This window comes from Christiangramia pacifica, assembly GCF_057221535.1.
The window spans coordinates 2,833,804-2,856,692 of sequence record NZ_CM170146.1 but is presented as its reverse complement, the minus strand read 5'-3'; the positions used below and the strand labels follow the sequence as shown (position 1 = coordinate 2,856,692).

Below are 22,889 nucleotides of genomic sequence, written 5' to 3'. Positions count from 1 at the left end.
AAACCGTTTATAAACAATAGGAGTTAAATCTGTCTTAATCGCCCGTTATTCTTCTTTTCATCTTATTATATTGAAAAGAAAAAGCTAAAGTATTTTAAGAATGATTGAATCCAAAAATCCATATACGGGAGAAACTATAGAAAAATTCAAAGAGCTCACGAAACCAGAAATCGATAAAGCTCTTGATAAAGCTGATTCCAGATTTCAGAAATGGAGAAAGACAAGTTTTGAGGAAAGAGCTGATCTTATGAAGAAAGCCGCATCAGAACTTAAATCTAATAAAGAGGAATACGCCAGAGATATAAGTTTGGAGATGGGGAAACCAATTTCTCAATCCATCGCTGAAATTGAAAAATGCGCCTGGGTTTGTGAATATTATGCTGAAAATGCTGAAAAACATTTAACCTCGAAAAAAATAAAAACAGATGCATCTAAGAGTTACGTGAATTATGAGCCTATTGGAGTGGTACTGGCCGTAATGCCATGGAATTATCCTTTCTGGCAGGTTTTTAGATTTGCTGCTCCCGCGCTTATGGCCGGAAATATTGGAATTCTGAAACATGCAAGTAACGTGATGAGATCAGCGAATAATATTCAAAAAGTTTTTGAAAGAGCTGGCTTTCCTGATGCCTGTTTTCAGAATCTTGTGCTAAGTAGCAGTAAGATTGAGGATATTATTAGAGACTCAAGGGTTAAGGCGGTTACGCTTACAGGTAGTAAGCCTGCTGGAGCTGCTGTTGCGTCTGTGGCTGGGGATGAAATTAAAAAGTCAGTTCTGGAACTTGGAGGAAGCAACGCTTTGGTAGTATTTAAAGATGCAAATATTTCAGAAACCGTGGCAACCTGTGTTCAGGCGAGATTTCAAAACACAGGTCAAAGTTGTATTGCTGGGAAAAGACTGATTCTTCATGAAAGTATTGAAGAAGAATTCATGGAAGAATTCGTAAAGCAGGTAAGGGAATTAAAAAGTGGTAACCCATTAGATGAAGAAACTTTTATTGGAACCCTAGCAAGGGAAGATCTGGCGGAAGATCTTGAAAAACAAGTTAAGGATTCAGTTAAAGCAGGAGCTAAGATAATTCTTGGGGGTAAAAGAGATAAAGCTTACATGGAACCAACCATCCTGACGGGAGTAACGCGTGATATGAGTATGTTCAAGGAAGAAACTTTTGGACCGGCCATTGGCGTTACCACATTTAAAGATGATCAGGAAGCAATTGATCTGGTTAATCTTTCAGATTTTGGACTAGGTGTTTCAATATTTACGGAAGACATGGATTTTGCTGAAAAGATCGTTCCTGATTTCGAAGATGGAGCTGTTTTCGTAAATGAACTTGTGAAGAGTGATCCACGATTACCTTTTGGAGGAACAAAGATTTCAGGTTATGGAAGAGAACTTTCTGAAGATGGAATTAAAGAGTTTGTAAACAGGAAAACAGTTTATTTCAAGTAATACATTCGGTATTATCTGAAAATAAGATTGTTTTAAAAAGGATTATTAATCCGGAAGCAATTCCGGCAAATTTAGATATATGGCACAAAAAATTTCTGTCACCATAGATAGCGTGGTTTTCTGCAAAGTAAACAACCAGTTTAAAGTATTATTGATACAACGTAAAAATGAACCATTTAAAGACGAGTGGGCGCTACCGGGTGGATTTGTAAATGAAGGAGAGAACCTGGAAACTGCAGCCAAAAGAGAGTTACTTGAAGAAACTGGAGTAAAAGTAGAATCTATGCAGCAAGTACAGGCTTTTGGTGAGCCAGGTAGAGACCCAAGAGGGCATACGATCTCAATTGCGTTTTTGAGTAGGATATTTTGCGAGGAAGAACTAACACCATCAGATGATGCTAAAGATGCTCAATGGTTCGCAATAGAAAAACTTCATACCATGAAGCTCGCCTTTGATCACGATGAAATCATAAATGTTGCGCAACAATTTCTGTAATAATTTCACTGGATATAAATAAAACTCTCAAATCATTTCTAACATTTTGAGAATTACGCAAATCTATTGAAGTCCTTTTTCTAATAGACTAATTCTATATATTTTTGAAATAAAAAATGAGATTTCATACAAGAAAATGGATAAAACCTGAAGATCTAAATCCTAACGGAACTCTTTTTGGAGGTCGTTTACTGGAATGGATAGACGAGGAATGTGCTCTTTATAGCATCGTTCAGCTTGAAAATCCTAAAACGGTTACTAAATACATGAGTGAAATAGATTTTAAGAGTTCTGCTCATCAGGGCGATATTATTGAAATTGGTATTGAAGTGCTAAAATTTGGTACTGCATCGCTAACTCTTAAATGTGAAGTCCGTAATAAAATGACCAGGGAAACTATAATTACGGTAGATAAAATAGTGATGGTGGCGTTGGATGAGGCTGGGAAACCTAAACCTCATGGCAAAACTGAGATCGAATTTGTGAAAGACAGGCTTAAATAGTTATTTCTTACTTTTATCTGAAGCTTCAGGATTAGGAGCAAGTCGTACCGGAAATTCTTTTTCACCGCCATATAATTTGATTTCCTGGATGTCTGCTGGCATATAATAACCGTTATTTTCCAGTGCTTCTTTTACCACGCGGACAACGTTACCCTTGGTGATCATTGCCTGCATTCTGAAATCCTTGGTGTCCACCCAGAAGAAAACTTTTAAATTAACTGTGCTGGTAGCAAGTTCGTCTTCGATCACAAAATTCTGGTGATCTTCATCTTCGATTACCAATGGCTCTCCACGTAATGCTTCCATAACCGTTTTTTTGGCCCCATCGATGTTGTCTTCGTAGGCAATACCGATCGTGAAAGACCATCTATAGAATCCATCTTCCGTATAGTTAGTTACAGGTTCGGTTAGTACATCGCTATTAGGGATATAAACATCTTTTCCATCAAATGTCTTCAGTTTTGTATATCGAAATTCAAGAGCTTTTACCTTTCCAAAATTATCTCCAATTTCCACAGTATCTTCCACATCGAATGGTCGGTTGAAGGCAAGAATAATTCCAGCAATAAAGTTTTCACCAATGTCTTTAAAAGCGAATCCAAGAACAACTGCACTTGCACCTGCCGCCGTTAAAATTCCCGTAGCAATACCGCCTAGTCCAGCCGCTCTTAAGGCCAGCATGATTGCGGTAATAATAACCAGAAACCTGATTGCCTTTCCCAGGAACCTGCTCATTAAAGGATCTGAGGTTCTTGCCGAAATTCTTCTTCTGAAAAACTTACCAAGCCAGATTCCAACCAGCACTCCAAGAATGATGATTAAAAGTCCCAGGCCAATTCCGGGTAACTGGTCTATAAAATTGTTGTAAAAGTGTTTGAAAGATTCAGAAATTGTTTCCGTTTCTGCTTCTAAAGAATTTTGCATTAGTTGGTTTTTTCTAAAAATAGAAATTAGAAAAAACAGATTATCCCAATAAAATGTTAGTTTTTACTGATTGCTAGAGCCGTTCTGTCCTTTTTCGGAGTTTTCTTTCTCCTCATCAGCAATTTGCTCCTTTGCATCTTTTATAACTTCTTCGCTTGCGGGTTCAGGCTTTTGTTCTGCAGCCAGTTCTTTCTGTAAATAAAGATCAGCGTAATATGGAAAGTGATCAGATTTGATATCTTCACCAGTATCTATATTTTTCACCCTGAATTCTTCCGAAACAAATATCTGGTCTAGTGACCAGCGCATTATAAAACTTTGGGCATTAAAGGTATTATAAAAACTACGGCCTTTTCTAACATCCAATAATTCTCCAACTTTCTGAAACATGCTGGTTGTACTGGACCAGGCTACATCATTAAAATCACCAATTACAACAACAGGGATTTCGGCATCGCGAGCTTCCAAGGCTGTTTTCATCATTTCCGCATCTCTGTCTGAAGACGACGGATTATGTTGTGGCATCGGTGGAGTAGGATGGATAGCATGCAGCTGCACTTTGTCTCCAGATTTTAGAACTAATTCAGTATGTATTGAGGGAATACTGTCATCTACAATATATTTAACTTCAGTTTTATTCAATTTTAATTTTGAATATAATAGCATCCCGTAAGTATTGTCTAAAGGAACTTCAACTTTATAAGGATAATCTGAACCAATTCCCTTCTTTATCGCATTGCTCCAGGTCTGATCTGTTTCTGTAAAAACGGCCACATCAGGATTGAGTCTTTTCATTTCCTGAATAAGAAGATCTGTCTTTTTGTTTTTCTGTAAAACATTAGAGGTTAGCAATCTAAAACCTGTATTTTCAATAACTGCTTCAGTTGGTTCGCCCACGTCAAAGGGTGCCATAGGTGTGTAAGGATAGATCTTTCCGAATTGGAAAATAAAGCAGGCTACCAGCACTGCCATAAATGTATAATCCCTCCAGGATCTAATTTCAAACCTGAAAAAATAGGAAGCGATCGCAGTTAAGGTTAAAAGAGTTAACTGTATATGTGGATAATCGAACATTCTTATCCACCAGAAATCGGCAGCGATAAGAGGAATCAACGTAATAACAACTGCCAGGATACCGAAGCCCTGTAGGAATGGTTTTAATTTCATGATGGTAAGTTAGTTAAGATTCAGATCTTTCTGACAAATAATTGCGAAAATCATCTCCTGAAGGTGACTCGAACAACTGAAGATCAAAATAAGGAATGGCCGCAATTAAATGGTCGAAAATATCTGCGGAAATATACTCAAAATTTTCCCAGCGTTTATCCCTGCTGAAACAAAGTATTTCCAGTGGAATCCCGTTAGGAGTAGGAGCAAGATGCCTCACGATAATGTACATTTCTTTATGAACAGCTGAATGTTCGTGAAGATAGGTGTCAGCATATTTTCTGAATATTCCAAGATTTGTCTGATTTCTACCGTTTATCAGCAGACTTTTATCGATCTGGTTCGATTCGTTATACTTATCAATTTCAGCCTGTCTATTTTCCAGGTAGGGAGCGATAAGTTTAATTTTTTTCAATTCCTCAATTTTTTCGGGTGTAAGGAATTTTACAGAATTCTGTTTAATATAAACCGATCTTTTAATTCTTCTTCCCGGAGACTCCTGCATTCCTCTCCAATTTTGAAAAGAATCTGAAATCAGACTATAAGTAGGAATGGTGGTATAGGTATTATCCCAGTTCTGAACTCTTACGGTTGCCAGGTTAATTTCAGTCACAGTACCATCTGCACCAAATTTCTCAAAAGAGATCCAGTCTCCAATTCTAACAATATCGTTAACTGAAACCTGAATGGAAGCAACAAGACCAAGAATAGTATCTTTAAAAATTAATAAGATCACAGCCGAAGCCGCACCTAAAGAAATTGCAAATCCAACTACAGATTTTCCGGTGATTTCCGAAAAAATAAACATCAATCCTACGATCCAGATAAAGATCATAATGATCTGGCTAAAGCTTTCAATTGGTTTATCGTTAAACTCTGACCGGGTTTTCAGGTAATTCCTGGTAGAACGCAACACACTTCTGCAAATCCAGATCACCAGAATGATGATATATATCTTCAATACAAAATAGAAGGCTCTCAAGATATCCGGAAAGCTGATGAAAATGAGTGGGAATAGCTTATAAACCACAAAAATTGGCAGAAATCTTCCTACATATTTTGGAAAATTACTTTTAATCAGAAAGTCATCTAGGGTGGTTTTCGTTTTATTAGTGAAAAGTTTAAAACCTTCAATAATAAAGTGCTTGATCAGGTAATTGATACCCATGACTATCAGGGTAAGAATGATCAAGTTTATCAACAAATTAAGGTATAATGCTGCCGTGGCATTCATTCCCTGATCCACAAAAAACTCTTCCAGAAAACAGATAATGTCTATAAGACTCTCTTCAATATTCATATATTAAAGATATTTTTTTTCAACATAGAAAGGTCCGAATGGCAGGACAGAGCATCCCAATATAATTCCCATTTGAGTTAAGGTCCAATTCATCGGTTTCCATAGTATTACTCCTCCCAGCACGTACACCACAAAAAGTACTCCATGAGCCATGCCCACAATCTGGACCATTTCTGGAATGTCGTAGATATATTTTAAAGGCATTGCAATGAATAAAAGCAACAGGAAAGAGATACCTTCCAGGATACTTATCAATTTGAAAATTTTTACCTGACTTTTTATAGACATATCCAAAGTTTAAACTTCTGAACAAAGATAATTTATAATATAGACATGACCTTAAAGTCTTAAAAGAGCTTTATGATGTTTTTAATATAATAGGGGCGAGGCTGTTGCTCAATTTTCTTAATTTGCAGGCGTAAAATAAAATTATGAGTAATAAAAGAGTTCTGGTTACAGGTGGTCTGGGTTTTATAGGGTCACATACGGTTGTAGCCCTACAGAATGAAGGGTTTGACGTAGTAATCATAGATAATCTTTCTAATTCTTCTATAGATGTTTTAGGAGGAATAACACAGATAACAGGAAAAACTCCTGAATTTGAAAATATTGATCTGAGGGAAAAAGCGGCAGTCAAAAATTTCTTCGAAAAATATCCTGATATTGAAGATGTAATTCATTTCGCTGCTTCTAAAGCTGTTGGAGAAAGTGTAGCTAATCCACTTTTATATTATGAAAACAATATTGGTTCATTGGTATACCTTTTACATGAACTTAATAAGAAAGAGCATCCAAGGTTTATTTTCAGTTCATCCTGTACAGTTTATGGCCAGGCAGACGAACTGCCAATTACTGAAGATGCCCCGGTGAAAACCGCTGAATCTCCTTATGGAAATACCAAGCAAATAGGAGAAGAGATCATTCAGGATAATTGCAAGGTTGATAAGAAATTTAAGGCGATTTCGCTAAGATATTTTAATCCAGTTGGAGCGCATCCAACAGCGGAGATCGGTGAGTTACCAATAGGAACTCCTCAAAACCTTATTCCATTTATCACTCAAACGGCCGTAGGAAAAAGGGACGAACTTTCGGTTTTTGGTGACGATTATCCTACGGAAGATGGAACAGCGGTGAGAGATTATATTCATGTGATGGATCTTGCTGAAGCCCATGTGAATGCACTTCAGAGATTGATAATAGGAAAAGAAAAAAATAACTATGAGGTTTTCAACCTGGGTACGGGAAAAGGAAATTCGGTTTTAGAAGTGATCAATTCCTTCGAAAAAGTTTCAGGAGAAAAACTGAAGTACAAGATCGTAGGTAGAAGAGAGGGAGATATAACGGCTGCCTATGCAGATACTACCAAGGCAAACGAAGAACTCAATTGGAAAGCAGACAGGACTTTGGATGATGCCCTTAAAAGTGCATGGAAATGGCAATTAGTAGTAAAAAAGCGAGAAGAGGAGGATAATTAAAAAATGATTTAAATAAAAAAAGGCCGGTAATTTACCGGCCTTTTTTTATTGAGTATTATCTGAAATTATCTAGTTCCATTTACCAGGAAAGCGTGAATCACACCTGGAATCCATCCTAAAGCGGTAAGTAATAAACTAATTAAAAAAGTTACTCCTAGACCGTGCTTCATAAAAACAGCTAAAGGTGGTAATAGGATATTCAGAATAATTGTTAGTAACGACATAATCTTTGGTTTTAATGGTTAATGGTTGTCTTTTCAACGTTTTCACGTTATCCAGAACGAAGATAATACCATTGACACCTGAAACCTGAAGCCTTATGAAAAGTTTAGAAGTTTGGTTATAAAAGAGTTAAACCATTTCAAATATTACCAGCGCGTACAGATAAAATCGAGCATATCTTAATAATCCAAATATCAGATAACTTGAGAATGGGAATCTTATTATACCCGCTGCAATACTGGTCATGGCGAAGGGAATAGGCAAAAGTGCTCCAACAATGATAAGAAAACCACCCCACTTTCGAGTGTTTTTAATATGCTTGGCCATTTTTAGTTCCATGGCATCATGAACGGCCGGGATTTTAGTGATACCAACACCAATCCAGTAAGAAACGATCCCGCCTAAATAAGATGCGGTTGCAAGTAACGTTAAATATAAAATTGGACTAACTGATTTCCCAGACCATGCTATAAATAATTCCGGTGGAACCAGTCCTAATAGGGATTCTGAAAGGAAGAAAATGCTTAGTACTTCGAAAGGTGCATAGGTCTCTGTAATAGTTACCAACATGTCTTCTATATCAAGAAGATAGTGGTCTATTGCCCATAATGCTCCTACAAACAATACAATAGGTAACACCGCCTTTTTTAAACTATTCCATACAAAGGAATAAAAGCCGGTGTAGTTATAGTATTGATGTAATAAGCGGATTCGCGACTTCTTTTTAGATTTCGCTTTTTCTTCTTTCATCAATCAATTTCTTTTTATAGCGATGTTTAGAACTTCTTCCGAAGAAAAAAGTGGAAAACTAGTAGTCTTCCCCGGCATGTTCTTTTAATGCCTTTACATAATCGCGAAGTTCCATCTCATTCACTTTATTCGAATGCTCGGCCATCAGAGAAAGCATGTATTCCAGACTTTCCTGCCCGGTTACGGTTTCTGAATCTTCAACTTCAACTTCTTCTGCATCCTCATCTAATTCAACAGGTTCATCATCTGGAATCGCGATAAGAAAGTCGTCGTTTTCCTCGATGTGTTCGTAAGTTAACCTTGTGACTTTAGCAAGCAGAGGGATGTTCTCTTCCACCACGAGTTTTCTTAGATCTTTAAGATCTTGAACTATGGTATTGGTGATAATTCCATTGCGCATAAGGTCGCGCTGAATTTTATTGAGTAACTTCTGTGCTTTTATATTTTCCAAGGTATCTCTATTAAATTAGTCAGTTCTGCTTTTGCGAAAATTCAATTTTCTGCTGAATTTTTCAAGGACACAAAGTTAGTTTTTTTACGTTTCTATAAAAGTCTTTTCTTAGGTTTTATCAAGTATTTAACCTTTAAAATTAACACAATCTTAGAGCTTTTAATTTCAGGAGCATAGCCGTCTTTATTAGCTTTAATCCACAAAAATTGAATTATGAGTAAGAATAGCAAAACAGCTCTTATTACCGGAGGAAGTAAAGGTATAGGCTATGGTGTAGCAGAATCACTTTTAAAAATGGGTTACAGGGTAGCTGTGACCAGTAGATCACTTTCTGCTGCTGAAAAAGCTGCGGGAGAATTGTCAGCTTTTGGAGAAGCACTTGGTCTGGAAGCAGATGTCCGTGATTTTGACAGTCAGAAAAAAGCAGTTGATCAACTGATAAATAAATGGGGACAGCTAGATGTTCTTGTTGCAAATGCAGGGATCGGAAACTTTGGATCTGTAGAAGATCTTACGATTGAAGATTGGAATGATACCATAGACACCAATCTTACCGGTGTTTTTTACAGTATTAAAGCTAGCGTGGATGCTCTGAAAAAATCTGAAGGCTATATTATTACCATTTCGAGTTTGGCGGGAACAAATTTCTTTGCCGGTGGTGCTGCATATAATGCCAGTAAGTTTGGTGTAACCGGATTTACCCAGGCGGTAATGTTGGATCTTCGAGATAAAGGGATAAAGGTGAGCACGATCATGCCGGGCTCTGTTGCAACCTATTTCAATGATCATGAACCTTCCGAAGCCGATGCATGGAAAATTCAAATTGAAGATATTGGAGAACTCGTAGGTGATCTGTTGAAGATGAATCCGAGAACCTTGCCGAGTAAAATTGAGGTTCGACCATCGCAACCTCCAAAAAAATAATCAGTAAAAAAATTTTTTAAAGCTCTGCGAAACCAGCAGAGCTTTTTTTGTTTCAAAATTTAACAAGCCTTAGTAAAACTGGTTAAAGTATTTACAAACCCATTGATTTATCTAGTGTTTCCGAGGATATAGGTTAATTTTGTGAAAAATAAAAAAATAGAAATTGAGATGAGTATTAAAGGAAAAACTTATGTAATTACCGGTGCTTCTAGTGGAATTGGAGAAGCTACAGCTTTAAAATTAGCTAAAGAAGGTGCAAATGTTGTGTTGACAGCTAGAAGGGAAGAGCGTCTAATAGAATTAAAAAGCAAGATCGAAAAGGAAAATGCAGGAAAAGCATTAGTAGTTCCTGGCGATGTAACAAATAAAAAAGATTTTGAAAACCTGGTAGAAAAGACGAAAGCAGAATTTAAAACAATTGATGGTCTCATCAATAATGCCGGTTTAATGCCTTTATCTTACGTAAAAAATCTACATACCGATGAATGGGATACTATGGTAGATGTAAATATTAAAGGAGTATTGAATGGTGTGGCAGCTGTGCTTCCAACGATGATGGAGCAGAAGAGTGGTAATATCATTAATATTTCATCTAGTGCCGGTAGAAAAATATACCCGGGTGGGGCAGTTTACTGTGCGACGAAATCCGCAGTCAGAATGTTCTCAGAAGGTTTAAGACAGGAATTGGCTCCAAATTTCAATATTAATGTAACTTCCATTGAACCTGGTTTTGTATCTACAGAGCTTACAGATACGATTACTGATGAAGAAATCAAGGAAGGTTTACTTTCTAATTTCAAGGAAATGACACCATTGGAAGCAGAAGATATTGCAGAATCAATTTTCTATGCATTATCGCAACCAAAACGTGCGAACATTAATGATGTATTCATTATGCCGACAGAGCAGGAACAATAGAATTGTTCAATATAAAATATTTAAAAAGCCCCGATCTCGGGGCTTTTTTATTTTAAACTTTTACTACCATCTTACCGAGATTCTTCCCATCAAAAATATCGATAAATGCCTGAGGAGTCCTTTCAAATCCTTCCACAATGGTTTCATCGTATTTCAATTTTCCTGACTTCAGCCAGCCGGCAAGTTCAGAAATTGCTTTTTGGTAATCTTCCATATGATCTCTTACAAGGAATCCCTGCATTAAAGCCGATTTCTTAATTAATATACCTTCTGGTCTGGGACCGGTTGGTACTCCTGTTTCATTATATATCGAAATCGCACCGCAATTTATAATACGTGCAGCTTTATTGATATTTTGGAGAGCGGCATCAAGAATTTCTCCACCAACGTTATCAAAATAGACATCCACACCATTAGGACAGGCTTTCTTAATGGCTTCCTTCATATTCTCTGTGGTCTTGTAATTGATACCGTTATCAAAACCGAATTTTTGCTGAATATGTTCGATTTTTTCATCACTGCCGGCAATTCCAATCACTTGACAACCCTTAATTTTTCCAATTTGACCAACGACGCTACCAACTGCCCCGGCAGCACCTGAAACAAGTAAAGTTTCACCTTCTTGAAGCTTTCCAATTTTATCCAGAGCCAAATATGCGGTTAGTCCGGTTAATCCTAGAACTCCTAGATACGCTGAAAGTGGAGCAATTTCAGAATCAACCTTTCTCAGGTCCTTTCCAGAATGCACCTGTACTATTTTCCAATCTAACATCCCGATGACATGATCTCCTTTTTTGAAATCTTCAGATTTTGAATCGATCACTTCAGCTACTACCATGGATTCTAAAGGTTCGCCGACTTTAAAAGGTTCGATATAAGATTTCTCATCACGCATTCTCCCACGTAAATATGGATCTACCGAAATGTATTTGGCTTCAAGTTTAAGCTTGTCGCTATCATTTACTTGAAATTCCTGAAACTCAAAATCCTCGGTTTCTGGTCTTCCTTTTGGTCTTGATTTTAATATAATTTGTTGGTTCATAACTAATGTTTTTCTCAAATTAATCTGAAATAAAATACCCGGCAAATAAGCGATGCCAATTTCTCCTTAAAAGTTGAAAAATCGCGGAAAGCTATTATTAATTGAGGTTAAAGCTTTAATTTCAAACCTTGAAAGAATTTTGAATTTGACGATCCCATTTACCCGATATAAAAATGACTTTATCAAGTTTTTGAGAAGCACCGATTTTTCAAAAGCCATTGTTCTCACGATCTCGATCGTCATACCAATTCTAGTATTTTCGCATATTGGCAATCTTGAAATTGGAGTTAGTATTGCTATGGGCTGCCTGTTATCTTCTCCAAGTGATGTCCCCGGAAGCTTCAAACATAAGATTTATGGAGTGGTAGCTGCTGCGATCCTTGGCGCTTCCTCGTTCTTAGTTGCAGGTTACGCCGCAGCGTTCGGTTGGTTGATCATCCCGATGCTGGTCATCATGATATTTTCCATTTCGTTTCTTTCGGTTTATGGATTCAGGGCCTCTCTGGTAACCTTCGCAGGGTTACTGGCAGTAGTTTTAAGTTTTGCCAATCTTTCTTCAGAAATCGATATCTGGCAAAAGTCGCTCCTAATTCTTTCTGGAGGTATCTGGTATTTATTAATCAGTATCGGATGGTATTTTATAAAACCTGAAAGAGCTACCGAGCAATTGCTTGGTGAAACCATGGAAATCACTGCAGATTATTTAAGATTGAGAATCAAGCTCTTGAGAACTGATAATTTTACCCAGGATTTGCAGAAACAATTATTTCAGTTACAAACAGATCTTAACGACCATCATGAAAGTTTAAGGGAAATACTAATTCGGTCCAGGCAGGCATCAGGAAGTTCAGGTTATTCGAGGAAGAGATTATTGGTCTTTATAGATCTTGTTGATATGCTGGAATTAGCCATGGCACATCCGATAGATTATCAAAGAATGCGAAAATCATTTGAAAAGGATCCCGGAACCCTAAAGATCTTTGGTGATTTTACTTTACGTCTGGCTGATCAGTTGGAAGAAATAGGTTTGTCTGTACAGAAAAATATAAAACTTCCTGAGAACAAGGTTCCGGAAAAACTGGAAGAAGTCAAAAAAGCGCTATCTGAATTCAGAAGTAATATTGACATTAGAGAAAGAAGAGACGCAATGCTGCTCCTACGAAATCTTTTCGATTACCAGACAAAGCAAGCTCAGAAAATAAATAATATAGACCGGATTCTGCGGAACCTGGAAAGCAATAAAAAGATCTTTATTAAGGAAAAAGAGGTTCAGAAATTTTTAACTCAGCAGGATTATAGTTTTAAAACCATCATCAATAATTTGAATTTCAGCTCAGCGATCTTCCGGCATTCGCTTAGATTGTCACTGGTTGTTCTCATTGGTTATTTAATAGGGGATTATTTCTCAGTTCAAAATTCTTACTGGATCCTGCTAACCGTGGTGGTCATCATGAGACCTAATTACGGTTTGACCAAAGAAAGAACTAGGAAACGTATTATAGGAACTTTAATAGGAGGCGCCCTCGCAGTGGGAATCGTAATTATTACTCAAAATACTACGGTTTACGCGGTTCTTGGAATACTTTCCTTAACGCTTGCCTTTTCATTAATTCAGCGTAATTATACCACCGCAGCGATATTTATTACCTTGAGTATTATATTCATTTACGCTTTATTGCAACCGGAAGTATTAAATGTAATTCAGTTCAGGATTGTAGATACGATCATAGGCGCAGGCCTGGCTGCCTTCGGAAATCTTATCCTTTGGCCAAAATGGGAATCTCAGAACATCAATAATGTAATTGCCACTTCTGTAAACGCCAACCTGGATTATTTAAACGAGATCGATGAGTTTTATCATACGAAGGAAACTTTGCCATTATCGTATAAACTTGCCCGAAAAAAAGCTTTCATTGAAATGGGAAATTTAAGTGGAGCTTTTCAGAGAATGACCCAGGAACCAAAATCAAAACAACGAGGGGTAACTTCAGTTTATGAAATTGTAAGTTTAAATCATACCTTTCTCACCGCATCAGCATCATTAGGAACGTACATCAGAAATCATCCTACTACCAGCGCATCAGCAGATTTTGATACTTATACAGATGCCATAAGCTTCAATCTGACTAATTCTGTAAATATTCTTGAGAACCGGGAAAAAGACGAAAGCGAATCTGAAGAAGTATCAAAAGCCGGAAAATCTCTGCACAAAAAGTATGATGATCTTGCCAAGGAAAGAGACGTAGAGATTAAATCTGGTAAGACTCAGATCGACGAGCATATGAGACTAAAATTGCAGGAAGCGCATTTGGTGACCGGCCAATTAGAATGGCTGCTGGATATTTCAGAAAAATTACTGGAGAACATAGAGAGGCTAAATAAAAAAGGACATGAGTAAAAGAGCTTTTAAAAAATATATCAAATCGTTGGAAAAGGAAGATCTAGAGGAACAAATTTTGGATTTATACGAGCGTTTTGATGATGTAAAAGTTTTTTACAATTTCGTATTCAACCCTAATGAAGAGAAGCTTGTTAAAGATGCCAAATTTAAAATTTCAAAAGAATATTTTCCACCGAATAATCGAAGACCAAAAAAACGCCGGTCCGTGGCTCATAAACTGATAAAGCATTTTCTGAAGCTGGAAATGGAACCTCATGCTTTGGCAGATGTTATGTTCTATAATATTGAAATTGCCCAGGCCTTTTCCAGCGACAGAGAAAATATAACTGAATCTTTTGAAAAAAGTATGCTGAAATCTTATGAGCAAGCTGCAGATTATGTGATAATTAACGGGATTTCTGCTGAATTTGGAGGCAGAATAAATAAGATTACCGAAGAAGCCGTGGCACAGGAGTGGTCTAATGCTTACCAGTTTGATCGGGTGAGGGACAGGTTTTTATAATTTTTTGATCAAAATATAAAGCCACCCTTTAGAGGTGGCCTGCTTTAAACATTTTAAATCACTAAAAATTACTTCTTAGGTTTACTTTGTTCTTTCGATTTTGGAGTTTGCTTTTGCTGGCTCTTCTGATCATTTTTCGGTTTTTTCTCTTGTGCCATAATATTAAAATTTATACTCTAATTTACATCAGGATTGCTTTGAAGATTCTTCTCTTAGTAAATGTTTAACTATAAAATGCTGAAATAAATAATTAGCTCAAAACCCTTGTGAAATAAGCTTTTTGAGTTCATTGTAATTAAGTAAATTTGAAAGAGACAAAATCGTCGCTATGAAACTGGAAAAAATTATCAAGGAGATCGAAGATCAAAAACATCTTCCCAATCTCAATTTCAGCATTAAGGAAAAAACTGAAGCATTTACACGAAAATTATTTTATACGCTTTTCGATAAGCAAACTCCGGTCAAGGATAATTTGATGGAGCTGGGGATGGATTTTGAAGTTCTGGCGAAACTTGTTTGCTGGGAACCGGGTTCTCCATGCCAGGATATCTGGAATGATTACGTGAACAAACTTCCGGAAATCCTGAAAAAGCTAAATTTAGATGCAGAGGCTATAGCCACAAATGATCCAGCGGCAAATTCTGTGGAAGAAGTTTATTTATCATATCCTGGATTCTTTGCGATCGCCGTTTACAGGTTAAGTCATGAATTTTACAAATTCGGACTTCCATTAGTTCCTAGATTAATGACGGAATGCGCGCACAGTCTTACCGGAACCGATATTAATCCTGGCGCTCAAATTGGAAATTCTTTCTTCATAGATCATGCAACTGGAGTTGTGATTGGTGAAACTGCTGTGATCGAGGAAAATGTGAAAATATATCAAGGTGTTACTTTGGGGGCACTTACTGTGAATAAAACCCTTAAAAATGTAAAACGACATCCAACGATCGAGAAAAACGTTACCATTTATGCCAATGCTACAATTCTTGGCGGGGAGACAGTCATTGGTGAAAATAGTATTATTGGAGGAAACGTCTGGTTGACTAAATCTGTTCCCAAAAATTCAATGGTATCTCATACTCCTCAGATTAATATTAAAAATAACAACGACAAATGAATGATTCAATCATAGACCTGGTAGGAAATACTCCTATTGTAAAATCTAAAAGACTGGTGAATAAACCGGGTGTAGATCTTTACTTTAAACTGGAAGGCCAGAATCCCGGAGGTAGTGTAAAAGATCGTGCTGCATATAACATGATAAAAAGTGCTTTAGACCGCGGTGAAATTACAAAAGGAACCAAACTTATCGAGGCTACCAGTGGTAATACAGGTATCGCTTTGGCCATGATCGCAGGAATTTTTGGATTGGATATTGAATTGGTAATGCCTGAAAATTCTACTATTGAAAGAGTACAAACCATGCGTGCCTATGGAGCAAAGGTTACGCTAACAGATGCTGATGTAGGTATCGAAGGTTCTAGAGACTATGCGGAAGGTAAGATGAATTCAGGGGATTATTTTATGTTGAATCAATTTGCAAATGATGATAACTGGCAGGCACACTATAAAACTACGGGTCCAGAGATCTGGAGAGATACAGATCATAGAGTAACTCATTTTGTTTCCTCTATGGGAACCACAGGTACGATCATGGGCACGAGTACTTATTTAAAAGAAATGAATAAGGAAATTCAAATCGTGGGAGTGCAGCCAACCGATGATGCAAGAATTCCGGGGATAAGAAAATGGCCTGAAGCTTATCTTCCTAGGATATTTAATCCTGATAAAGTTGATAGGATTATGGAGGTTAATGAGAATGATGCTATAGAGATGAGTAGAAGACTTGCTGAGGAAGAAGGGATTTTTGCCGGTATGAGTAGTGGTGGAGCGGCTGCTGCAGCCGTTAGACTTTGTAATGAACTGGAAAGTGGATTGGTGGTGAGTATTGTTTGTGATAGAGGAGACAGGTATTTGTCATCAGATTTATTCAAGAAATAATAAAAGGCTGTAGAAAAATTAGCACTAACTCTGGCTTGATCTGAGAGATCAATCTTATTAACTACTATTACATTCTAACATTATTGAACTGTCTTTTTGAGATTTGACAGCCGCTAAAATTTTTACAGCCTTCGTATTATTTACTAATCGATTGATGCAACCCCGCTAATTGATGCGCTTGGAGCGATTTTCATTTTGGTTTTTTCCTTTCCTCTTTGAAGTTTAACCAGATATTTCTGCTGATCTAGTTGATCTCCTTCACCAGAGGCAACATACTTGTTAGAAACCATCGTCCATCCTTTATTTTGAGAATATACTTGATTTCTGATGTCATAAGGCAAAGCGATGTCTTTGAATTTCTGATAATTTTTGATGAGTTCACCATCTTCATTAAAAGTCGCTATTAAATAACCTTTTTTACTTCTGGCCGTAATTTCAATATCACCGGTAAGACCGTCCTGAGCTTCCAGGAATTTATTGATATCAAAATTTTCTTTTATAAAGGCAATTGCGTCTGACTGAAATTGTGATTCGTACTTTTCTTTTACTTTAACTATTCCATTGCGGTAGTCTTCAAAAACAATTTCTGCTGTGGGATCAAAATTCACTCTGGTTTCTTCCAGTTGAATGATTTCTTGAGAATAGGTGGTAAGAACCCATCCTGCTACGAAAATTAAGGTGATTAATTTTTTCATGATTTAATTTTAAATTGATGAATAATGTAATTGTTGAAAGCTAAGATAGAGTCTAAGGTTCTGAAGTAAAACGACTTAGGTAGCACAAGAGGTTTATTTTCGACTTTTAACATTGTTCTCCAATTCCTGAAGTAGCAGATTGATGTCTTTTATCTCCACCTGATTTCTGGCGATAGAAATGGAACCCTTCTTCTTTAATTCCTGTAAATGTCTGTTCACTACTGCGCGGGTTGAGCCAATAAGATGTGCCAGTTCTTTATTCGGTAGATCATTGATATGTTCCAGCTGGTTAGATTTATGATCTATATTATCCACCAGAAGTTTTAAAAGACGGGTGGAAATATTTGCAAAAATTAGTTGAGATACATTTTCTTCCAGGGTTCTCATGATCTTAGCCGAATAAGAAAGGAAATTTTTGTAAAAACCAGGATTTTTATTCAGCCAGTCTCTTAATTCCTGCATGGATATCGCTAATACCTTTATATTATCCAGGCATTCATAATATACTTTATGTTTAAAGCCATCCAGCAGGCAGAAGAGGTCAAAAACGTCAGCTTTTTTTAGTAAAAAAAGAGTGTGTTCTTTCTGGCTTAGATCATCTACATTATACATTTTTATTCGACCGGAAGTAATGATGTAGAAATGAAAAAGAAATTTCTGGTGGTTGATAATACAGGTATTTTTACTCCATTTTTCTTCATGAAAATGTTGCAGAAAATCAAGCCACTCCAGCTTGGATAATCCTGAAAATAATTCGCAACTGGAAAGGGTTCTTGAATATTTGGTATATAGATGTTCTGCTGAAGTCAATTCACCGGAAATTTAGTTAATAAAAGTCCGGGGGATTACAGAGTCATTGTTCCAGGGCCTGGAATTTCAATCTTATAGGGTTTCGCTAATTTACGATAATTTTCTGTGTTAGTTTTAAGATTTCGGGCTTTATAAACTTCAATAATTTTTTGAGTAATGCTTAAAATGGCTTATTTTTGCAAAATTGCTTACTTAAAAAAATCTATGGCGTCAGAAACATTTGGTATTGAAAAGAAGAAAGTAGACAAGGAATTATACGATTATCAACAAAAGGATATCGATAAGATTTTCGGGGTAATTGAAGAACATCCTGAAAATTATAATCTTCTTTATCAGCTACCTACAGGTGGAGGAAAAACGGTAATATTCTCTCAAATGACCAGGGAGTATATTCAACGAACAAACAAGAAAGTTTTAATTCTAACCCATAGAATCGAGCTCTGTAAGCAAACCTCAAAAATGCTTTCAGGATTTGGGGTTCGCAATAAAATCATTAACAGTAAGGTCAAAGAACTACCAGATCAGGATGATTACATGTGTTTCGTCGCCATGGTAGAGACACTCAATAACAGGCTGAATGATGAAAAACTGGAAATTGAGGACATTGGTCTGGTCATTATAGATGAGGCGCATTATAACTCTTTCAGAAAATTATTTAAGTTTTTTGAAAAGTGCTTTATTCTTGGAGTAACAGCAACGCCACTGAGTTCCAATATCAAGCTTCCTATGAAAGATAATTATAGAGAGCTAATCGTAGGAGATTCAATATCGTCGTTGATCGAGAAGGGTTTCCTGGCGAGGGCGAACATTTACAGCTATAATGTTGGTTTAACTAATCTTAAAGTGGGTATGAACGGTGATTATACCGTAAAATCTTCGGAAGAGCTTTATTCCAATTATAGCATGCAGGAAAAGCTTCTTACCGCCTACTACGAAAGATCTAAAGGTAAAAAAACACTAATCTTCAATAATGGTATTAATACTTCTGTAGAAGTCTATTATACCTTCAAAAATGCTGGATTACCAATTCGTCACCTTGATAACACAACCAGTAAACAGGATCGTAAGGATATTCTAAAATGGTTCAAAAATACTCCTGATGCGATAGTAACTTCAGTTAGTATTTTAACTACTGGTTTTGATGAACCAACGGTAGAAACGATCATTCTGAATCGAGCTACAAAGTCTCTTACTCTTTATTTCCAAATGATAGGTAGGGGATCAAGGGTGCTAGAAAACAAGGAAGAATTTAATGTTATAGATCTTGGTAATAATATGGCCAGATTCGGTCATTGGAGCACGCCGGTAGACTGGAAGCAGATCTTCCGTTCTCCTGATTTCTATTTTGAAAACCTACTAAGCGATGAGGATATTGAAAGAGAATTTCAATATGAAATGCCTCCAGAAATTCGTGAGCAGTTTTCTAAAACCGAAGATGTCACTTTTAATGTAGAAGAAGCCTACGATGAAGTGATCAAAAAAGGTTTAAAATCTAAAGCTGTACTGGAATGGTCTATGGAACAACATGTGAAAATGTGCGTGGAGAATAGTGAAGATGTATTTGACGCTAGAATACTAGCAAAAGAGCTGAAAGATGATATTGCATCACGAATCAAGCAATATTCTTACTGTATCAGTAAAAGCACAAAAAACTACCGTGACTGGCTGGAAGAGGATTACTCTCGTAAACTAAGAATGCAGATCAATAAGGAGTTCTAATTATCATCCTTGCCGCCGAAAATTCGTTTAAAGAAACCTTTCTTTTTCTTTTTATCCTTTTCGTCGTCTTTATTTCTTTTTTCTGAGCGTTGATCTTTTTTACCGGAGAATAACCTTTCAAAAAAGTTGTCTCTCTCTTCTGGTGGACATTCCATCAATTCCGCAAGCTCTGATGGTAAAGGCTGAAATCTCGCATTCGTGATATCATTGAACTTGGAATCGGCATTCATTTTCTGCATGAGTTTGGCGAATACCGGCAATGCTGAATTAGCTCCCTGACCAATAGCAGTATTTCTGAATCCAATTCTGTGATCGTCTGATCCTACCCAGGTTACACAAACCAGCTCCGGGGTAATTCCTACGAACCATCCATCTTTATTATCCTGAGTGGTCCCGGTTTTACCGGCAATATCGTTCTGCAAGCCATACTTATATCGCAACCTGGTTGCCGTTCCTTCATTCACAGTCGCCTGCATCATGTTCAGCATAATCTTCTTGGTATCTTCAGAAAACGCTTTGTTTTTAGATATCTCTGGTTTGAATTCTGCCAGTTTATTCCCATTACCGTCAGTGATCTTGGTTATATAAAAAGGTTTAGCTGAATGCCCATTATTTACAAAACTTGTGTAGGCCGATGTCAATTCACCAAGGTTCAAAGAGGCTGTTCCCAGTGCGATTGAAGGAACCTGTGGAAGATCAGATTCAATTCCCATTCGTCTAGCCTGTTCAATCACATTTCCAATTCCTGTTTCCATCAGAACTTTCACTGCGATGGTATTCATGGATCGGCTTAGAGCAGTTTTAAGATTGTAATTCATATTTGGATCATCTCCTTCAGAAGAGGAATTTGACGGAGTCCAACCATCACCGTAGGTAACTTCCCTAACCGAAAAATAGGAGCAGGGATCCATTCCTTTTTCCAGGGCTGCCGTATAAACTATTGGTTTGAAAGTAGAACCTACCTGTCTTTTACTTTGAGCAACATGATCATATTTAAAAAATCGGAAATCCACACCGCCAACCCAAGCCTGAACGGCCCCATTTTCAGGGTCTACCGCGAGCATTCCTGAATTTAGAAATTTCAGGTAATGCGAAATACTATCGATGGTACTCACATTCTTAGTTTCCATTCCATCGTATTCAAAAAGTTCAGTTGGATGCTTTTCTTCCAATTTCTGCATGATCTCTTTTTCACTAAAACCTTCCTTTTGCAGGTTCTGGTATCTTTCTGATCTCTTTATAGCATCATCCAGGATTTGCTTGTTTCTAATCCAGGGCGCATAGTTTCCGTATGATTTTTCGTGTTCCTGCTGAAGTTCAGACATATGTTCTACCATGGCCTCTTCAGCAAGAATCTGCATGTCATAATTCAGTGTGGTATGAACGATAAGTCCATCCCTGTAAATATTATATTTCTGGCCATCTTTATTTTTCAAAGTGTCCAGAATCTTACTTACATCCTTCCTTATCTGTTCACGGAAATATGGTGCCACTCCTTTATTATTACTATAACTTTTATAATCAAGTACCAATGGCTGCATTTTGGCTTCTTCTGCCTGTGCTTCCGATAGATAATCATATTTAGCCATTTGCATTAGTACCACATCTCTTCTTAGTCTGCTACGTTCGGGAAAGATTCGCGGATTATAATAATGGCTGGCTTTCAACATTCCTACCAATACAGCAGCTTCCTCAAGGGTCAATTCAGAAGTATGTTTATTGAAAAATTTTAACGATGCACTTTCAATACCGTAAGTATTGTCACTAAAAGGAACCGTATTGAAGTAAAGTTGAATGATCTCATCCTTGGAATAAATATTTTCCAGTCTTTTGGCGATCACGGCTTCCTGCATTTTATTGATAACGATACCAAACATACCGAAGTCGCGTCTACCATAAATGTTTTTAGCTAATTGTAGGGTGATGGTGCTTCCTCCACCGGCAGATTCGTCCTGAAGTAAAATAGATTTAAAAAAAACACGTAAAAGACTGCGATTATCGATACCGTCATGCTCGTAGAAACGAACATCTTCAGTAGCGATCAAGGCTTCAATTAAATAGGAGGGAAGCTTTTCAAAAGATATTGGCTGCCTATCAAAAATATAGAATTTCCCAATCAGGTCTCCATTAGAAGCAAGAACCTGTGTTGCTTTATTTTGTTTTAATTCTGTAAGCTCCCTGGTACTTGGAATTTTACCCCACATGCCAAAATAGATACTTCCAAAAAATAAAAAGAAAAGGGCAATTAAACTCGTTATTGTAATTAATGCCCATTTTAATTTGGGGTGTCTTTTTATGGTTGCTAACATTTGTTGAATGTAAATTCTGCAAATAAACAAATGTTTGAGCCAGAACGTTAAATTTTAAGCTTATTTTAAAGTTTTTTAACCAAAAATTATAGCCGGTAAACGTGAATATACCGGCTAGGTTGAAAAGATTTTCATACGTTAATTTTGGTGCTAAATATGTCTTATTCAATGATACCAGCAAACGTATCCGTCGAAATATTTGGAGTTTGGAAACCCATTTCTGTGAGTAAAATTAGAATCGTTTTCAACTCCAAATTCCATAACTGGATAAGCTAATGCGGCCATGATGAATAGTTTTTGATTGATGAAAGTTTATGCGTAGGTCCTTCGGCTATACCAATTGATATGTCCGCTGGTTTCCTTCAGGTTCAAAAAGGGCCTTCGATGAGTAAGTCCCCCTTCTTTGCTCGTTCCAAAATCCTGGATGATGCTGTCTAGTGATTTCATGGTTGATGAATTTTGATGATTAATTAATTAGAAACGTTTTTTTCCTGATAAGCTTAGCTTTTCTACACTAGCTTCTGTGCTCATAAATGTTTTCCTGTTTCTGATGTTGAATAAAGTTCTTATAATTGATGATTTTGATGATTGATGAATTTTTTGATGTCGACTAGAATCTTCTTCTGCTTATAAAGCTGGTTCTTTCAGAATTTGCTTCGGTGTTCATAAAAGATTTTCTACTCTTGGTGTTACTTACTAAAGTTGTCATGATTGATGTTTTTAATGATTGTTTCTATTTAAAAGACGACACACTTCTATAACCGTTACAGTACTATGTAATAGAAGGTACCGATTTAACATATTTTTAACTTTATTGAAACTCA

General features: G+C 36.8%; 23 protein-coding genes. 11 read left to right on the top strand and 12 right to left on the bottom strand.

What is annotated here, in order from left to right:
- Positions 1–100 precede the first annotated feature (100 nt).
- The 3 genes from AC2S94_RS13105 to AC2S94_RS13095 all read left to right on the top strand — a co-directional run bounded on the left by AC2S94_RS13105 (position 101) and on the right by AC2S94_RS13095 (position 2,452).
- Positions 101–1,453 (top strand): NAD-dependent succinate-semialdehyde dehydrogenase, encoded by a 1,353-nt coding sequence (locus tag AC2S94_RS13105; RefSeq protein WP_484629021.1) that lies wholly within the window; start codon positions 101–103, stop codon positions 1,451–1,453.
- Between the two features lie 79 nt (positions 1,454–1,532).
- Positions 1,533–1,949: an NUDIX domain-containing protein gene (locus AC2S94_RS13100; RefSeq protein ID WP_484629020.1), complete on the top strand. Its 417-nt coding sequence runs from the start codon at positions 1,533–1,535 to the stop codon at positions 1,947–1,949.
- Positions 1,950–2,065: 116 nt separating this feature from the next.
- On the top strand, positions 2,066–2,452 hold the full coding sequence (locus AC2S94_RS13095; RefSeq protein WP_484629019.1) for an acyl-CoA thioesterase: 387 nt from the start codon (positions 2,066–2,068) through the stop codon (positions 2,450–2,452).
- Here the strand turns inward: AC2S94_RS13095 and AC2S94_RS13090 are convergent, their stop codons facing one another.
- The 4 genes from AC2S94_RS13090 to AC2S94_RS13075 form a co-directional block, all read right to left on the bottom strand.
- Positions 2,453–3,376, bottom strand: coding sequence for a mechanosensitive ion channel family protein (locus tag AC2S94_RS13090; RefSeq protein ID WP_484629018.1), 924 nt, complete (start codon positions 3,374–3,376; stop codon positions 2,453–2,455).
- Positions 3,377–3,439: 63 nt separating this feature from the next.
- The gene (locus AC2S94_RS13085; RefSeq protein WP_484629017.1) at positions 3,440–4,543 is read right to left on the bottom strand and encodes an endonuclease/exonuclease/phosphatase family protein; all 1,104 of its coding nucleotides are present in this window, start codon (positions 4,541–4,543) and stop codon (positions 3,440–3,442) included.
- 13 nt (positions 4,544–4,556) lie between these two features.
- Positions 4,557–5,843, bottom strand: coding sequence for a mechanosensitive ion channel family protein (locus AC2S94_RS13080; protein WP_484629016.1), 1,287 nt, complete (start codon positions 5,841–5,843; stop codon positions 4,557–4,559).
- Positions 5,844–5,846: 3 nt separating this feature from the next.
- Positions 5,847–6,131: a DUF3817 domain-containing protein gene (locus AC2S94_RS13075; RefSeq protein WP_484629015.1), complete on the bottom strand. Its 285-nt coding sequence runs from the start codon at positions 6,129–6,131 to the stop codon at positions 5,847–5,849.
- A gap of 143 nt (positions 6,132–6,274) precedes the next feature.
- Between AC2S94_RS13075 and galE the strand changes: the two genes are divergently transcribed.
- On the top strand, positions 6,275–7,318 hold the full coding sequence (gene galE, locus AC2S94_RS13070) for a UDP-glucose 4-epimerase GalE (RefSeq protein WP_484629014.1): 1,044 nt from the start codon (positions 6,275–6,277) through the stop codon (positions 7,316–7,318).
- A 65-nt stretch (positions 7,319–7,383) separates the two neighbouring features.
- On the opposite strand, the gene AC2S94_RS13065 is transcribed toward galE, so the two are convergent.
- From AC2S94_RS13065 to AC2S94_RS13055, 3 genes are all read right to left on the bottom strand, one after another.
- On the bottom strand, positions 7,384–7,542 hold the full coding sequence (locus AC2S94_RS13065) for a YqaE/Pmp3 family membrane protein (protein ID WP_072552264.1): 159 nt from the start codon (positions 7,540–7,542) through the stop codon (positions 7,384–7,386).
- A gap of 127 nt (positions 7,543–7,669) precedes the next feature.
- Complete coding sequence (locus tag AC2S94_RS13060; protein WP_484629013.1) at positions 7,670–8,290, bottom strand: YqaA family protein; 621 nt, start codon at positions 8,288–8,290, stop codon at positions 7,670–7,672.
- Between the two features lie 58 nt (positions 8,291–8,348).
- Entirely contained in the window at positions 8,349–8,741 is a 393-nt protein-coding gene (locus AC2S94_RS13055; RefSeq protein ID WP_484629012.1) for a hypothetical protein, read from the bottom strand.
- A 213-nt stretch (positions 8,742–8,954) separates the two neighbouring features.
- On the opposite strand from AC2S94_RS13055, the gene AC2S94_RS13050 reads away from it, so the two are divergent.
- Both AC2S94_RS13050 and AC2S94_RS13045 read left to right on the top strand, forming a co-directional pair.
- Positions 8,955–9,665 carry an SDR family oxidoreductase gene (locus AC2S94_RS13050; protein WP_484629011.1) on the top strand — a complete coding sequence of 237 codons (711 nt, stop codon included), beginning with the start codon at positions 8,955–8,957 and terminating at the stop codon, positions 9,663–9,665.
- Positions 9,666–9,833: 168 nt separating this feature from the next.
- Positions 9,834–10,583, top strand: a complete 750-nt coding sequence (locus AC2S94_RS13045) for an SDR family oxidoreductase (protein WP_484629010.1) — start codon at positions 9,834–9,836, stop codon at positions 10,581–10,583.
- 52 nt (positions 10,584–10,635) lie between these two features.
- Here the strand turns inward: AC2S94_RS13045 and AC2S94_RS13040 are convergent, their stop codons facing one another.
- Positions 10,636–11,625, bottom strand: coding sequence for an NADP-dependent oxidoreductase (locus tag AC2S94_RS13040; RefSeq protein ID WP_484629009.1), 990 nt, complete (start codon positions 11,623–11,625; stop codon positions 10,636–10,638).
- A 139-nt stretch (positions 11,626–11,764) separates the two neighbouring features.
- Between AC2S94_RS13040 and AC2S94_RS13035 the strand changes: the two genes are divergently transcribed.
- From AC2S94_RS13035 to cysM, 4 genes are all read left to right on the top strand, one after another.
- Positions 11,765–14,023 (top strand): FUSC family protein, encoded by a 2,259-nt coding sequence (locus AC2S94_RS13035; protein WP_484629008.1) that lies wholly within the window; start codon positions 11,765–11,767, stop codon positions 14,021–14,023.
- Positions 14,016–14,528, top strand: coding sequence for a DUF6155 family protein (locus AC2S94_RS13030; RefSeq protein ID WP_484629007.1), 513 nt, complete (start codon positions 14,016–14,018; stop codon positions 14,526–14,528). The genes AC2S94_RS13035 and AC2S94_RS13030 overlap by 8 nt, the downstream gene beginning before the upstream one ends.
- A 328-nt stretch (positions 14,529–14,856) precedes the next feature.
- The gene (gene epsC, locus AC2S94_RS13025) at positions 14,857–15,648 is read left to right on the top strand and encodes a serine O-acetyltransferase EpsC (protein ID WP_484629006.1); all 792 of its coding nucleotides are present in this window, start codon (positions 14,857–14,859) and stop codon (positions 15,646–15,648) included.
- The gene (gene cysM, locus AC2S94_RS13020; RefSeq protein ID WP_484629005.1) at positions 15,645–16,532 is read left to right on the top strand and encodes a cysteine synthase CysM; all 888 of its coding nucleotides are present in this window, start codon (positions 15,645–15,647) and stop codon (positions 16,530–16,532) included. Before epsC ends, cysM begins: the two co-directional genes overlap by 4 nt.
- 143 nt (positions 16,533–16,675) lie before the next feature.
- Here cysM and AC2S94_RS13015 read toward each other — a convergent pair whose 3' ends face one another.
- Together AC2S94_RS13015 and AC2S94_RS13010 are read right to left on the bottom strand one after the other, a co-directional pair.
- The gene (locus AC2S94_RS13015; protein ID WP_484629004.1) at positions 16,676–17,227 is read right to left on the bottom strand and encodes a hypothetical protein; all 552 of its coding nucleotides are present in this window, start codon (positions 17,225–17,227) and stop codon (positions 16,676–16,678) included.
- 93 nt (positions 17,228–17,320) lie between these two features.
- Positions 17,321–18,037, bottom strand: coding sequence for a Crp/Fnr family transcriptional regulator (locus AC2S94_RS13010; RefSeq protein ID WP_484629003.1), 717 nt, complete (start codon positions 18,035–18,037; stop codon positions 17,321–17,323).
- Positions 18,038–18,241: 204 nt separating this feature from the next.
- Between AC2S94_RS13010 and AC2S94_RS13005 the strand changes: the two genes are divergently transcribed.
- Positions 18,242–19,756 (top strand): DEAD/DEAH box helicase, encoded by a 1,515-nt coding sequence (locus tag AC2S94_RS13005; RefSeq protein WP_484629002.1) that lies wholly within the window; start codon positions 18,242–18,244, stop codon positions 19,754–19,756.
- Here the strand turns inward: AC2S94_RS13005 and AC2S94_RS13000 are convergent.
- The gene (locus tag AC2S94_RS13000) at positions 19,753–22,065 is read right to left on the bottom strand and encodes a penicillin-binding protein 1A (protein WP_484629001.1); all 2,313 of its coding nucleotides are present in this window, start codon (positions 22,063–22,065) and stop codon (positions 19,753–19,755) included. The genes AC2S94_RS13005 and AC2S94_RS13000 overlap by 4 nt on opposite strands.
- 312 nt (positions 22,066–22,377) lie before the next feature.
- On the bottom strand, positions 22,378–22,512 hold the full coding sequence (locus tag AC2S94_RS12995) for a hypothetical protein (protein WP_309561072.1): 135 nt from the start codon (positions 22,510–22,512) through the stop codon (positions 22,378–22,380).
- Positions 22,513–22,889 lie beyond the last annotated feature (377 nt).